Consider the following 13,515-nt stretch of genomic DNA (forward strand, 5'->3'; position numbering starts at 1 on the left):
AATCAGCGAGTCGGCAATAATGCTATATGCCCACTGATTTAGCCGATTAACCGTGAACTACCTTGCACATTTAAGTTTATTGCAAGCTTATCCTGAACGCATGCCTGGCGGTTTGTTGGCTGATTATCTGCGCGGTCGTTTGCCTGAAGCGCCAATAGATCCATGGATGTTGGGCGCGCTGCATCACCGCATGGTAGATAGTTTTACCGATCAGCATGCACAGGTTTTAGCGGCGAAACAATATTTTTCTCCTCTGCGCCGGCGTTTTGCAGGCATTATTTTGGATATTGTTTTTGATCATTTTCTCGCTAAAAATTTTGAAAATTATTATGCGCAAGCGTTAAATGTATTTATTGCCAAAAGCTATAAAATATTAGCGAGCGGTGAAAGCCGTTACCCAGCACCTATGCGGCGTGTAGTAAGACGCATGCAACAAATGGATTTGTTGGGAAGTTATTATTATTTAGAAAATTTGGAAATGGTGTTTCAAGGATTAGCGTCGCGATTTAGTCGGCCAGTGCCGTTAATAGGATCAACTGAAGAAATTATGCAGCATTACGATAAATTAGAAAACCATTTCCAGTTGTTTTATCCCGATTTAATGCGCGTTTCGGATCAATGGTTAGCAAGCCGTTAAACGTTGCCAGACGGCCGCAAAAATATTTTCTTGTGCCGCGCTGATGTGATTAGGATTTGCTGCATAAGGCAAAGACCAAATCGGTAAATCAGTATATTGGGCTAATTCCGCAGCATTATCTAAATCATTATTGCCAGATGTGTCAGCCGCGTGCGTTTGATTCAGCACAATGCCTGCAACACTGAGCTGTTGTTGAGCGGCGCTACGCAAACTTAATAAGCAGTGATTTAAACAACCTAAACGATCGCTGGCGATAAGTAATAATGGAAAATTTAAAGCCACAGCCAGATCAATATTTAGCGCATCATGACTCAGTGGCGAACATAAACCACCCGCGCCTTCGATAATGCGAAATCCTGCTTGCGGAATAATGTTTAATACGTCTGCTAAATTTAAAGTTTGTGCGCTTAATGTTGCTGCGCGTGCTGGTGACGTTACTGCCGCATAACGAAAAGGGGTAATGTGTTGCCAAGCATCGGCTTGATTAATGGCGGCAGCATACGCTGCGCCATCAGCAGGAAATAAAAAACCTTTTTTAATCTGGCAACCCGATTCGATGGGTTTACACGGCGCGACGTGAATACCTTCTTTATATAAATAATGCGTAAAGCGGCTACCAAAAAAAGTTTTTCCGACATTCGTATCGGTGCCAGTAATAAAAACCCCGCTAGCCATGTAATGGCGGCTGGGTTAAACGGCGAAAAGCTTCGGCATATTTAGCGGCGGTTTTTTCTACAATCACTTGCGGTAATGCAGGACCTGGCGCGACTTTATTCCAATCTAAGGTTTCTAAATAATCACGCAAGAATTGTTTGTCAAAACTTGGCGGGCTTATGCCAATACGATATTCATCAGCAGGCCAAAAACGCGAAGAGTCCGGGGTTAGTGCTTCATCAATTAGAATTAATTGGTCGTTATTGTCTAAACCAAATTCAAATTTTGTGTCTGCGATAATAATGCCGCATTGCCGCGCATAACGTGCGGCTTCTTGATAAAGCTGCAACGTAATATTACGCACACGTTCTGCTAAAGGCAGACCAATTAATTCTACGGTTTTTTCAAAGCTGATATTTTCATCATGCGCGCCAATGTCCGCTTTAGTAGCGGGCGTAAATAAAGCATTGGGTAATTGTTCGGCTAACTGCAAACCAGCAGGTAATGTGATGCCACAAATTTGACCGCGACGTTGATAATCTTTCCAGCCCGATCCAATAATATAACCACGCGCAACCGCTTCAATCGGTAAAGGTCGAAGTTTTTTGACTAACATGCCGCGCCCATCAAGCGAGTTAATTTCTGTAGCGCTCAGATAGGTTTCTAAAGGTAAATCAATCCAGTGATTGCTGATAATATTACGGGTGCGCTCAAACCAAAATTGTGAAATAGCGGTTAACAATTTGCCTTTACCCGGGATCGGAGTAGGCATGATCACATCAAAAGCCGATATACGATCAGTCGTGACGATCAATAAATGTTCAGCGCCGGCATCGTAAATATCGCGAACTTTTCCGCGATTAATCAGCGGCAAACTAGTGAGTTGGCTTTCGAACACGGAGGTTCCTCGGGTGAAAATAGTTAAGCGTGGGGTGCCAGAAAACTTGACAGCTATGGTATAACATTTGGTGATGAACGTCTGGATTCGTAAGCTACTGTACGGTTTTTTGCTGCTGCTTTTGGCAGAGCAAAGTCTGTGGCTGTGGCATGCGCAAGAACATGTATTAAGTAAGGAAGCGCCCGTTTGCCAGTTATGTGTGGCAGCGGTGCATAGCGGCAATGGTGTATGGTCAGCGTCGACCGCACTTTCTATATTAATTTTGTTATTTTCCTGGTGGCTTTTTACCACCAGCATTTATTTTCCCAACACCTTCTTCATTGCTTACCACAGCCGCGCTCCGCCTCCGCTTAATTAACTCTGACATTTTTCCAGCCATGGCTGGATATTTTTATACGCAAGGACTGACCCTGAATGTCGTCTTTGTCTGTCGAATTTAATTTGGAGATTTATCTGATGTATCAATTTATAAGCGTTATTTTAACGCTAGTCATTACCATGTCTGTGATGGCCGCATCTTTGGAAGAAGTTACCGTTACTGCGAGTCCGCTGAAGTTATCTATAGATGAAACTGCGCAATCGGTGAGCGTGCTTGATGATGCGATCTTGCGCGCGCAAATGGCGCGTAACCTCGCGAGCACTTTGGAATCTCAAGCAGGTATTAGTGCAACAGATTTTGGCCCGGCTGTCTCAAGACCTATCATTCGTGGCTTTGCTGGCCCCCGCGTGTTGTTGTTAGAAAATAGTATGTCGGGCATGGATTTATCTTCCTTGAGTGATGATCATGCGCCCGCGATGGAAGCCGATAATGCCGTGCAAATAGAAGTATTGCGCGGGCCAATGACCTTGTTATATGGCAGCGGTGCAATTGGTGGTGTCGTGAATGTGGTGAATGCGCGTTTACCCAATAAGTTGCCAGCGCAATTTTCAGGTGAATTACAAGCATGGGGTGACACGGTTGCGAATGGTACTTTGCTTGCGTTAGCAGTCGATGATGCTTTTGGCAATTGGGCTGTACATGCCGATGCTAAAAAACAAAATGCGGATGATTATACTATTCCGACCGACGCCGGAATTACGGATGAAGATGGCAATGTGCGTGATGTGCTCGCCAATAGCGCGAGTGAAAGTCAAGATGTGGCGGTAGGCACGAGTTGGTTTGGTGAAAATAGTCAGGTGGGCATTGCGCTGAATGAGTTAACTCAACAGTATGGTTTGCCTAATGAAGAAGATGCCAGCATTGATATGCGGCAACAACGAGTTCAATTAAAAGCAGCGCTATATTCATTTGATAGTTCTATTAAAAAAATAGAATTAGATGTTGCCGCCGCACGTTATAAACACACTGAATTTGAAGGCGAAGAAATTGGCACGCGCTTTAAAAATGATGAGTGGCAAACACGCGTAGGTGTCACGCAATCTATAAATGATGCGATGCAGTGGATCTGGGGCACGGATCTAAAGCAGCAAGATTTTTCTGCGTTAGGCGCAGAAGCCTATATTCCAACCACCACTACCCAATCGCAGGCATTATTTGGTATCGCGCAATATCAGCAAAATGATTGGCGCTGGGAAACGGGATTGCGTGTGGAAAAGGCTAATTTAGAAAACACCACAGCCAATGAAGATTTTGATTTGTTGAATGGTTCCTTAGCCGCGCGTTGGTCGCTGACAGAGCCGTTGTCGCTTTCATTTTCATTGGGTTACGCAGAGCGCGCACCGACCGCAGAAGAATTATTTGCGTGTGGTGCACACATTGCGACATCGACGTATACCGTCGGTTTAATAGCCGATGCGTGCGTTCCAACCAATGTGGATGTTGCACCTGAAAGTTATACTAATTTGGATATAGGGTTACGTTGGCAAACAACGCAACAACGATTGTTGCTCACGTTATTTACTGGCCGTTCACAAAATTATCTTTATTTAGCGCCCACCGATACGGATATCGATGGTATTGCGGATCGTGTGGATGATGAAGGTGTGTTGGCCAGTGATGGAGAATTATTGCGGGCTCAATATCAACAACACACGGCCACGTTTCAAGGTTATGAAATAGAAGCGTTGTGGTCGCTGAGCGAACAATTAGGCGAGGGTTGGGATTTGCGTGTATTTACTGATCGTGTGCGTGGTCGTCTTACCGATGATCGTTATTTACCGCGTATGACGCCTCCGCGTGCAGGTGTGGCGATGTTGTATCAGGTGCAAGCATGGTCAGCGGTGTTAGAAAATATGTACATCGCACGTCAAAATGAGCTTGCTGAATTAGAAACGCCGACACAGAGTGCGACCGTGTGGGGCGCGAAACTCGCTTATGATATTGCGTTGGGTGAGCAAACACTGAGTTTATATGCGCGCGGTGAAAATCTTACGGATGAAGTTGTGCGCCGTCATACTTCCTGGATCAAAGCACAAAGTCCGTTGCCGGGACGTAATTGGCAATTAGGGTTGAATTGGAAATTTTAAAAACCAAATGTTTTATATTTTGCGGCCGACAATGACATTCTAAAGGTGCAATTAGGGTCGCTGGCGTGATAAATTTGAGCGAGGTATTGTTGCAAAGCGATACCTCGTTTTTTATTGCAGCGGATAATGATCACGATGAAAAAAATGTTGTTACGTACGTTCCTGTTATTAAGTTGCGCAGGGTCGGTATTATTTATTGATAGTGCACAAGCCGACGAAGAAAAAAATCCAACCGTATTTATCCGGCCCGCCATATTAGAGCCAGCGGTATTGTTTTGGCGGCGCATTTACACTGAAGTAACAACTAAGCAAGGCTTGATTCATGATAATGAACGCCTTGATATTATTTATCAGGCCATTAATTTAGACGTGACTGTTTCTAGGCGTGAGCGTAGCGCTACGATTGAGCGCATTAAAGATCGTTATCGCGATGCTTTATTAAAATTAGCACGCGGTGAGCGTAATGACTTAACGCCTGAAGAGCGGCGTGTCTTAGCTTTGTGGGGCGAATCAACATCCGAAGATGAGTTTAAAGCTGCCGCAGGGCGAATTCGTTTTCAATTGGGACAAGCAGATAAATTTCGCGATGGTTTAGTGCGTTCGGGTCGTTGGATGCCGTTTATTCGTAAAACCTTGAAAGACGCGAACATGCCCTTGGAAATAGCGGCATTACCGCATGTTGAATCTTCTTTTAATCCTAGCGCGTATTCATCTGTTGGCGCTGCGGGGATGTGGCAGTTTACGCGTTCAACGGGTGAGCGTTATATGCGTGTTGATCATGTCGTTGATGAGCGACTTGATCCGTACGTTGCAACCGTCGCCGCGAGTCGCTTGCTGCAATATAACTACAATAATATTAAAAGCTGGCCATTAGCGATCACTGCTTATAATCATGGTCTGGCCGGCGTAACGCGCGCGGCACGAGAAACAGGTACTACGGATATTGAGACGATTATTAAGCAATATAAAGGTCGCGCGTTTGGTTTTGCATCACGGAATTTTTATACGGCATTTTTAGCGGCGGTTGAAGTTAATTCAAACCCTAAGCGTTTTTTAGGTGATATTGAATTGGAACCAGTGGAGCAATCTACCGCGCTAGCGTTACCTTATTATGTTCCTTCCTCACAATTAGCCCAAGTGTTCGCTCTCAGTCGCGAAGAATTACGCGGCTGGAACCCTGCTTTACGGCCACCCGTGTGGGAAGGTAGTAAACATGTGCCGAAAGGTTACTCTTTAAGATTGCCCGCAAAACAATATCCAGCAGCGCCTATGACGTTATTGATGGCTATGCAAGAACGGCATGCGCAGCAAAAACCAGATTTAACGTATCGAGTACGACGGGGTGATTCTTTATCGGCGATTGCGGATCGTTTTAACGTGAGTCCGCGCACTTTAATGGCGTTAAATAATTTAAATAATCAACATCTGGTTCGTGAAGGGCAATTGCTGCGTTTACCAGCTGCGTCTAATGCGCCAGCTGCCGTAATTGCAACTACCAGCGCCACGTCAGTCAGTGATGTTGCAAGCGTTAACACTACTAATGCGCCGGTGATTACTCAGCCTTTAGTGAAGAGTGATGGTTTATATACAGTGCAACCAGGCGATGCAATTTCGACTATCGCCGCACGTTTTGGGGTTTCGCAAACTAATTTAATGTTGTGGAATAATTTAAGTCAGCCGCGTGCCTTATTAGCGGGGCAAGTATTGCGTTTACAAGCACCTATAACAGATGTGAATGTTTTGGCGGGCAGCACAGCAAAAAGTCGTGAGAGTAATCGAGATAATAAAGTTCCTAAAGGTGCAGTCAGCACCGTGTTAGCGGGCACTCAAGCTGAATTACGAGTGCCGACAGAAGATAAAGTGGAAACCGCAGAACCAGTAACTGCGCAAGAAGCAGAATTGATCGCGCCGGTGCAACCCGCTGGTTTGCATCCAGGTTTATCAGCCGATCCTAGTGATTATACGGTTGCGAGTGATGGCACTATTCGTATGCAAGCGGTGGAAACGCTGGGGCATTATGCGGAATGGTTAGATATTCCTACGCAACAATTACGTGATGTCAATCGTTGGTCACGGAATAGCACGGTGAAACTGTATGCCAAAGTAAAATTGGATTTTAGTAAAGTTGATAAAAACACTTTTGAAGCGCGGCGTGCGGCTTATCATCAACAATTACAAGGCGAATATTTTAATCGTTATCAAATTGAAGGCTCTAAAAATCATGTTTTGCGTAAAGGGGAATCGGTTTGGTGGTTAGCGAATAATCGTTACCATGTACCGGTATGGTTATTATTACAATATAATCCCGGTATGAGGTTGGACAAAGTAAAAGCAGGTGATGCAGTCGTCTTTCCTATTGTTCAGCTTAAAGCCGAATCCACGACACCGTAGTGTCATGTCGACGTGCCATAAAATGCGCAACTAAGTTCTAGAGTATTCCTAACGATAATATGACATTCATTCTCTAGATAAATGTAAAGCGAATGAATTAATAAAGACAGGTTGGCAATGACAACAATCCAAAAAGACAATACTGTGTTTACCGTAATTATTGAAATTACGACTGAGCCTGAATATCAAGCAGAGTTAGTGCAGTTATCGCAGGGCAGTCTCGATATTATGGCGACGATGGAAGGTTTTTTGTCAGCCTCTTTATATCGTAGTCATGATGGTACAAAAATTATCCGTCATATTCATTGGCGTAACCGACAAGATCATGATAACTGTATTAAGCACCCGCGTTGGATTGAAGAAGGCCGCGACATTAAGCGCTTCATCGACCAAGGCCGTGGCAACATTATTATGAAAACTTATGATTCAGTAATCAATTTATAACTCACAGCTGCTTTTTTTGAGCTAATTAAATAAGTAGAAATTTATTAATTGAGGTGAGCCGATGCGCATTAAGTGGTTATTCCTCGGCCTAGCGCTGTTATTGGTAGGTTATGTATTTATTTTGTACGCTTTTTTTCAACACCATGCATTTGCATTTGATGTATTTCTGAAAATATCGATTTTATTCTTAGTTATTTTATTTTTGTTTTTTATCGCTTTAATGCACCGTCACATGTTTCCTACTGAGCCTTCAGAAGCAGAGAAATTGCGTGCAGACGAACGCAAAAATGGCTGGGTTAATTTTAAAACCCGCGATTAATGTTTTTTTGGCAATGGATGATTTATATGCCTAGATTGCTCAGCGTGACAGCAATGTCATTCAAAATGGCGGTTAGTCGCGGATATTCAGTTTCAAATTCGGTTATAGATTTTTTTAATTGCACTGCATTGTTATCGTTATCCGTGCTCGAATCTAGTTGGGTTTCAATTTGATTGATTAAATCTAACAGTGCCGTGTGCCGTTCTGTATCAAGACCTTGTGTTTGCGCTAATTCTTGTTTAAGTGCCGCTAAATTATTGCGTATCGATTCGCTAGACATAATAGGGTTCCCGTTTTTAAATTAAGGTGCGCTTGCTTCGGGTGGCAAAGTCCCTAAATCGCTAGCCGGTAAAGGTGCAGGTAATACAGGCGGCGCGTCGATTATTGCTGCAGGCGCAGCGCTTGGTGTAGAGACTGGTTCAGGGGTTGGCGGATTTTCATTAGTAGGCGAGACGCTCTTAGCGGGCGGCACCGGAATATTTTTACGTGCTTCCAGCGCGGAAGGCCCACTAATGAAAGCGCGTGGAGGCAATGGGGCTTGCGCGGGGGGCGGTGCGATTAATCGTTCTTCAACGGTGACCGGCGTGCCTGCGAAAGCGAAATATTGATTAATCGGGGGTTTTTCATAGCTACGTACACGGCCATTGGTTTGAGTAATTTCTAAACGTGAAGCGGCGGTTTGCACACCTAATCCTAAATTCATTGTCCACGCTTGCGACGCGGTTAAACCTTGATTAACTAAAAATTGTTGATGAATAATTCGGCCATTATTTTTTTCCACCATCACGCGCATGTTTAAATAATCCGGTGTGGTAGGAATAGGCAGACTGATTTGATTTGAATCAAAGCCGCCGGAATTAATAAAAGCTTGGCTAGTGCCATCAAAGTTTAGAAAAATAATATCGGTATAACCGTCGGCGTTAACATCTGCGATTAATGGTGAAATGCCGTAGCGTTGATTGTTGATGCCAGCGGCTTTTTCGACCGCAGCGAACATGTCGTTGTCAGTTTGAACTAATAAGCGTCCCGGTTGTTTATAAGCCCAATGCGGCGGAAAGCTCATGTAATTAGATGCAACGACAATATCTTGCAAACTATCTGAGTTGAAGTCGGCCATCACCGCACCCCAACCAAATTCATAATTGGCTAATTTGAGCGCGTCAGCTGTATTGGTAAAATGAAAATCGCCATCGTTATGCAAGAATACCCATTGCGGATGATAACTTTGGCTATCACGTAAATCGCCGCGTGATAAATAGGGTAAAGACATAGTGCCGATATTGGTTACTAAAATATCTACGAAACCATTGTTATCAATATCACCTAATGCGAGTCCCATCGGATAACCATAAAAATCTTGTGTAGGATTAGGTTTTTGTTCAAAGGTGAGATCATGATTATTGCGATAAGTTAAAACTTGTCCAGCATCTTGATTGATTACTAAGTCAGGCCAGTTGTCGTTATCTAAATCCACAAAACTGGCCGTTAAGACATTGTGTTTGTCGCGTAAGCCAGCGGCTGTTGTAATATCACGGAACGTATTGTCGCCATTATTAAGTAACAATAAGCTGGTCGCGGCATATTCTGTGTCATTAAAAGCATGACGATGTTTAAAATAATTTTTTGGATGCATATTGGTGCTAATAAATAAATCTACTTTGCCATCTAAATTAATATCTCCCAATGCAATGGCGGTTGGTACGGAATTGTCATCAAAGGCCACGTCGATTTTTTCGCTAACGAACACACCATTCTGATTACGCAAAAAATACAAGCCACTATCACGCGCGACAAATAAATCGGTAAAGCCATTGTAATCAGCATCAATCGCGGCGGCACCATAAGTCGCATCGCCGGCTTTTTTGGTAATGCCTGATTCGGAATAGATATTAATGAAACTGTTATCTATGTACGTAAATAAACCATCGCCTTGTAAGGCTCCGCCGCCAATAAAAATTTCTGGTTTACCGTTATTGTCGATGTCGATGACCGCGCCGCCTATGAAGGGCAAGGCGCGTAAATGTTTGTAATCATGCGTAAAAGGGATGGGAATGGTCGCGAAAGTTGGGATTTTGGAAACGTTAATGCTCACTGAATAGGGTGGACGATAAAAATAATAGCCCGCATAGCCTAGGCCGCCGAGGAGTAGGAGAAATATAAACAGTGTCCGCAAGCGCATAAGAAAACCTCTGGCAAGTATTAAGTCCCTATCTAGCCGTAGTAAGAATCATGGTCTAGGGGTCGTTTCAATGAAGCTAGCTATAATGTAAAGAAAAAATGCGCATGAAGCCAATTTTCCTAGCAATCAGTGCAGTGCTGATGTGATTTTAGGTCGATAACAGTCGGTTGTTTCGATAGAACTAATTCTTGTTAGGCCACTGTGCTCTCTATGACTACAATGCAGCCTGCATATTCAACAAGGAGTATTTTATGAGCTTACGTTTAGGTGATATCGCCCCAGATTTTACGCAAGAATCTACCCAGGGCGTGATCTCGTTTCATCATTGGATAGGTGATAGTTGGGCAGTGCTGTTCTCTCACCCCGCTGATTACACGCCGGTTTGTACGACAGAGCTGGGCATTGTTGCGCGCCTGCAAACGACGGAATTTAAACCTCGGAATGTTAAAGTGATTGCAGTCAGTGTGGATCCGTTGGCATCACATCATGGATGGGTTAAAGATATTAATGAAACTCAACAATGTGAAGTTAACTACCCTATTTTAGCGGATGCTGATCGTAAGGTTGCTGAGTTATACGACATGTTACATCCCGGTGCTGGGGATAGTTCAACAGTGCGTTCGGTGTTTGTAATTGATCCGCAGAAGAAAATTCGTGCGACTATTACTTATCCGAAAAGCACAGGCCGTAATTTCACAGAAATTTTGCGTTTAATTGACTCTTTGCAGTTAACGGATAACTACAGCGTGGCAACTCCCGGCGATTGGCAGCAAGGCCAAGACGTGGTGATTGTGCCTAGCATTACTGATCCGGTGGTAATTGCGCAAAAATTTCCTAAAGGCCACAAACAAATCAAGCCATATTTGCGTTTAACACCGCAACCTAATAAATAATATTTATGCTATTAAGACTTCTTTGTAAATTGCGGCAAGCGTAGAATTTGCCGTTCTGTTAATCCGTACTGGGACGAGAATATGCAAAAGTTAGTATTAATGACGGGTTTATTATTAGCGACCAGCCTGGTTTGGGCTGCAGGCGATAAAGTAGCTGGGGAAAAAGCCTTTAATAGTAAAGCATGCATGGGTTGTCATGGACCCGCAGGCAAGCAACCGATTGATAAAAGTTATCCGGTGTTGGCGGGTCAGCCAGTGGCTTATACCATCGCACAATTAAAAGCTTTTCAAACGGGCAAACGTGACAATCCTTTAATGAAACCAATGGCGATGCAATTAACGGCACCCGATATTGAAAACATTGCGGCGTATTTAGCGGCACAAAAATAATATCGAATGCTTGATATAACGAAGCCCGCGGAAGCGGGCTTCGTTATGATTTTAAAAATTGTTTTTTATTAAAATTCAAATTTTGCATTGATGGTAAAAGTTTCAACTTCCATTTCGCCTCGCCAATCCGTATCTAAACGATATAATTCTTTTTCTAAGGTGATGTATTTGAAGTCTAAGGCGATACCATAAAAAACATCTGTACCGTTTTCAGAAATATCATCGTTAGCATTGTAGGGTAAGTAATTGTAATAATTTAACTGCGCGCTTTCTGTTCATTTGCCCTCATAACCCCATAGTAATAGACCGATTCTGGCATTTACAGAAAACCACTCTTTACCAATAGGCGACTCAAAGACGCCGGCGGCATAAGCACCTTTGATTTCGCTTTGTTCATGAAAATAATATGAATAGGGAGCGTAGGGTCCAGTGTAAGCAGAGGCTGCTTGTATTTCATATTGCCCGAAATTAATTAAACCACCTTCTATTGCCCATATACCATTAAAGCGAGCGCCACCAAATGTTTTTATTCCATTGGGTTGATCATCGACAAAAAGGTCAACAAGAAAGGGGCTATAGCCGCCATTCGAAGGGTCGGCGTAAAAATATTGGTAAGTGCCGCTGGCTAATGAGTTCTCAATAAATTTATAGGCGCTATTAACCACGCCCACACCAAAATAAGGAACCGGACTAGTATCCAGCGCCGCGATCGCGGATAAAGACCATAAGCTGTTAATTACCAATAGAATTGAAATGACACGTTTTTGCATTAGGAGCGCCCTTAGGAAGTTTGTTAGTATTGCCGCGCACATTTTAAGCATCTTGAGGTGACCTATCAATGACTGCCATGACTACTAAAATTTCTCCGTGGATCGCCCCGTCAATTTTATCGGCGAACTTCGCTTGTTTAGGCGCAGAGGTTGATGCAGTGTTAGCCGCCGGCGCGGATGTTGTGCATTTTGATGTAATGGATAATCACTACGTTCCTAATTTAACGATTGGTCCTTTAGTATGTGAAGCGCTGCGTAAGCATGGCGTGACTGCACCGATTGATGTGCATTTAATGGTGCAACCGGTTGATCGGATTATTCCGGATTTTGCTCAAGCAGGCGCGACCTATATTACGTTTCATCCTGAAGCGTCAGCGCATATTGATCGCACTTTGCAGCTAATTCGTGACAATGGATGCAAATCCGGTTTGGTGTTTAATCCTGCAACACCGTTACATTATTTAGATTACGTTATGGATAAAATCGATATGATTTTATTAATGTCGGTGAATCCTGGTTTTGGCGGGCAAAAATTTATTCCAGCGACCTTAGATAAATTGCGTCAAGTACGACAACGCATTGATGCATCAGGTTATGCGATTCGCTTAGAAGTCGACGGTGGTGTTAAAGCCGATAATATCGCAGCGATTGCGGCTGCAGGTGCCGACACTTTTGTGGCGGGCTCAGCAATTTTTGGTGCGCCCGATTATAAAACGGTCATTAGTCAAATGCGCGCAGAAATTGCGCGCGCGCTTGTTTAATTAATTTTTTCATAAAGTTAGTCTGCATGTATCTTGATAAAAAACCAGAATTGGTTGCTTTCGATTTAGACGGCACGTTAGTTGATAGCGCGCCTGATATTGCACATTGCATAGACCTTATGTTTCGGGATCTAGGCTTGCATGCCACAGATTTACGTCAAGTACGCAATTGGATGGGTGATGGTGTTGAGCGTTTAATTAAACGAGCGTTAACCGGCGATATGAATGGTGAGCCGGCAGCTGGTTTATATGCGAAAGCATTAGATGAATTTCTAGCAGCCTACGCGCAACATTATGCGGTTAAAACTAAAGTGTATCCTGGCGCAGAAAAAGTTTTGAAATATTTAATCAAAGAAGAAATTCCTCTATGTTGCATCACTAATAAACGTCGGCAATTTACTGAGCCTTTATTAGAGCGTTTGAAATTAACGCAATATTTTGCTTGCGTGGTGTGTGGAGATGATTTGCCCGAACGCAAGCCTGATCCGAAACCATTGTTACACGCGGCAACTTTATTGGGCGCTAATCCTAAACGCAGTTTAATGGTTGGCGATTCTGCCAATGATGTGGAAGCCGCGCGGGCGGCGGGTTTTAAAATGATTGCGGTGAGTTATGGTTATAACCAAGGTGTAGAGATTGGGTTATCGCGGCCGGATTTTATCGTTGATTCCCTTAGTGAATTACCGCATTTCGTGTACAACTTATTTTAAGTT

The 13,515-nt window shown here is 43.5% G+C and carries 14 protein-coding genes; 9 read left to right on the forward strand and 5 right to left on the reverse strand.

What is annotated here, in order from left to right:
- Window positions 1–52: 52 nt before the first annotated feature.
- Entirely contained in the window at window positions 53–637 is a 585-nt protein-coding gene (locus H0W44_03835; GenBank protein ID MBA3581564.1) for a DUF479 domain-containing protein, read from the forward strand.
- On the opposite strand, the gene bioD is transcribed toward H0W44_03835, so the two are convergent.
- Together bioD and H0W44_03845 are read right to left on the reverse strand one after the other, a co-directional pair.
- Window positions 623–1,312, reverse strand: coding sequence for a dethiobiotin synthase (bioD, locus tag H0W44_03840; protein MBA3581565.1), 690 nt, complete (start codon window positions 1,310–1,312; stop codon window positions 623–625). The genes H0W44_03835 and bioD overlap by 15 nt on opposite strands.
- Entirely contained in the window at window positions 1,305–2,486 is a 1,182-nt protein-coding gene (locus tag H0W44_03845; protein ID MBA3581566.1) for a phosphoribosylaminoimidazolesuccinocarboxamide synthase, read from the reverse strand. The genes bioD and H0W44_03845 overlap by 8 nt, the downstream gene beginning before the upstream one ends.
- 117 nt (window positions 2,487–2,603) lie before the next feature.
- Between H0W44_03845 and H0W44_03850 the strand changes: the two genes are divergently transcribed.
- From H0W44_03850 to H0W44_03865, 4 genes are all read left to right on the forward strand, one after another.
- Window positions 2,604–4,655 carry a TonB-dependent receptor gene (locus tag H0W44_03850; GenBank protein ID MBA3581567.1) on the forward strand — a complete coding sequence of 684 codons (2,052 nt, stop codon included), beginning with the start codon at window positions 2,604–2,606 and terminating at the stop codon, window positions 4,653–4,655.
- 144 nt (window positions 4,656–4,799) lie between these two features.
- Complete coding sequence (locus H0W44_03855) at window positions 4,800–7,046, forward strand: LysM peptidoglycan-binding domain-containing protein (protein MBA3581568.1); 2,247 nt, start codon at window positions 4,800–4,802, stop codon at window positions 7,044–7,046.
- A 117-nt stretch (window positions 7,047–7,163) separates the two neighbouring features.
- Entirely contained in the window at window positions 7,164–7,490 is a 327-nt protein-coding gene (locus H0W44_03860) for an antibiotic biosynthesis monooxygenase (protein ID MBA3581569.1), read from the forward strand.
- A gap of 61 nt (window positions 7,491–7,551) precedes the next feature.
- Entirely contained in the window at window positions 7,552–7,809 is a 258-nt protein-coding gene (locus H0W44_03865; GenBank protein ID MBA3581570.1) for a hypothetical protein, read from the forward strand.
- Window positions 7,810–7,831: 22 nt separating this feature from the next.
- On the opposite strand, the gene H0W44_03870 is transcribed toward H0W44_03865, so the two are convergent.
- Both H0W44_03870 and H0W44_03875 read right to left on the reverse strand, forming a co-directional pair.
- The gene (locus H0W44_03870; GenBank protein ID MBA3581571.1) at window positions 7,832–8,089 is read right to left on the reverse strand and encodes a DUF4404 family protein; all 258 of its coding nucleotides are present in this window, start codon (window positions 8,087–8,089) and stop codon (window positions 7,832–7,834) included.
- 21 nt (window positions 8,090–8,110) lie between these two features.
- A complete protein-coding gene (locus H0W44_03875; protein ID MBA3581572.1) occupies window positions 8,111–9,901 on the reverse strand; it encodes a CRTAC1 family protein in 1,791 nt (596 codons plus the stop codon).
- 338 nt (window positions 9,902–10,239) lie between these two features.
- Between H0W44_03875 and H0W44_03880 the strand changes: the two genes are divergently transcribed.
- Together H0W44_03880 and H0W44_03885 are read left to right on the forward strand one after the other, a co-directional pair.
- Complete coding sequence (locus H0W44_03880; GenBank protein MBA3581573.1) at window positions 10,240–10,881, forward strand: peroxiredoxin; 642 nt, start codon at window positions 10,240–10,242, stop codon at window positions 10,879–10,881.
- Between the two features lie 81 nt (window positions 10,882–10,962).
- On the forward strand, window positions 10,963–11,271 hold the full coding sequence (locus H0W44_03885) for a cytochrome c (protein MBA3581574.1): 309 nt from the start codon (window positions 10,963–10,965) through the stop codon (window positions 11,269–11,271).
- 275 nt (window positions 11,272–11,546) lie between these two features.
- Here H0W44_03885 and H0W44_03890 read toward each other — a convergent pair whose 3' ends face one another.
- Window positions 11,547–12,041 carry a hypothetical protein gene (locus H0W44_03890; GenBank protein MBA3581575.1) on the reverse strand — a complete coding sequence of 165 codons (495 nt, stop codon included), beginning with the start codon at window positions 12,039–12,041 and terminating at the stop codon, window positions 11,547–11,549.
- Window positions 12,042–12,118: 77 nt separating this feature from the next.
- Here H0W44_03890 and rpe point away from each other — a divergent pair, with 77 nt between their 5' ends.
- Together rpe and H0W44_03900 are read left to right on the forward strand one after the other, a co-directional pair.
- Window positions 12,119–12,802, forward strand: coding sequence for a ribulose-phosphate 3-epimerase (rpe, locus tag H0W44_03895; protein MBA3581576.1), 684 nt, complete (start codon window positions 12,119–12,121; stop codon window positions 12,800–12,802).
- A gap of 26 nt (window positions 12,803–12,828) precedes the next feature.
- Window positions 12,829–13,512 (forward strand): phosphoglycolate phosphatase, encoded by a 684-nt coding sequence (locus H0W44_03900; GenBank protein MBA3581577.1) that lies wholly within the window; start codon window positions 12,829–12,831, stop codon window positions 13,510–13,512.
- The last annotated feature ends 3 nt before the right edge of the window (window positions 13,513–13,515 follow it).

It is taken from the genome of Gammaproteobacteria bacterium (assembly GCA_013817245.1).
Taxonomy (GTDB): Bacteria; Pseudomonadota; Gammaproteobacteria; order HTCC5015; family HTCC5015; genus JACDDA01.

Excerpts from the sequence above, each read along its gene's own strand:
- bioD (MBA3581565.1), bottom strand. The coding sequence starts at position 1,312 with ATGGCTAGCGGGGTTTTTATTACTGGCACCGATACGAATGTCGGAAAA.
- H0W44_03845 (MBA3581566.1), bottom strand. The coding sequence starts at position 2,486 with ATGCTGGTGGTAAAAAGCCACCAGGAAAATAACAAAATTAATATAGAA.
- H0W44_03850 (MBA3581567.1), top strand. The coding sequence starts at position 2,604 with ATGTCGTCTTTGTCTGTCGAATTTAATTTGGAGATTTATCTGATGTAT.
- H0W44_03855 (MBA3581568.1), top strand. The coding sequence starts at position 4,800 with ATGTTGTTACGTACGTTCCTGTTATTAAGTTGCGCAGGGTCGGTATTA.
- H0W44_03860 (MBA3581569.1), top strand. The coding sequence starts at position 7,164 with ATGACAACAATCCAAAAAGACAATACTGTGTTTACCGTAATTATTGAA.
- H0W44_03865 (MBA3581570.1), top strand. The coding sequence starts at position 7,552 with ATGCGCATTAAGTGGTTATTCCTCGGCCTAGCGCTGTTATTGGTAGGT.
- H0W44_03870 (MBA3581571.1), bottom strand. The coding sequence starts at position 8,089 with ATGTCTAGCGAATCGATACGCAATAATTTAGCGGCACTTAAACAAGAA.
- H0W44_03880 (MBA3581573.1), top strand. The coding sequence starts at position 10,240 with ATGAGCTTACGTTTAGGTGATATCGCCCCAGATTTTACGCAAGAATCT.
- H0W44_03885 (MBA3581574.1), top strand. The coding sequence starts at position 10,963 with ATGCAAAAGTTAGTATTAATGACGGGTTTATTATTAGCGACCAGCCTG.
- H0W44_03890 (MBA3581575.1), bottom strand. The coding sequence starts at position 12,041 with ATGCAAAAACGTGTCATTTCAATTCTATTGGTAATTAACAGCTTATGG.
- rpe (MBA3581576.1), top strand. The coding sequence starts at position 12,119 with ATGACTACTAAAATTTCTCCGTGGATCGCCCCGTCAATTTTATCGGCG.
- H0W44_03900 (MBA3581577.1), top strand. The coding sequence starts at position 12,829 with ATGTATCTTGATAAAAAACCAGAATTGGTTGCTTTCGATTTAGACGGC.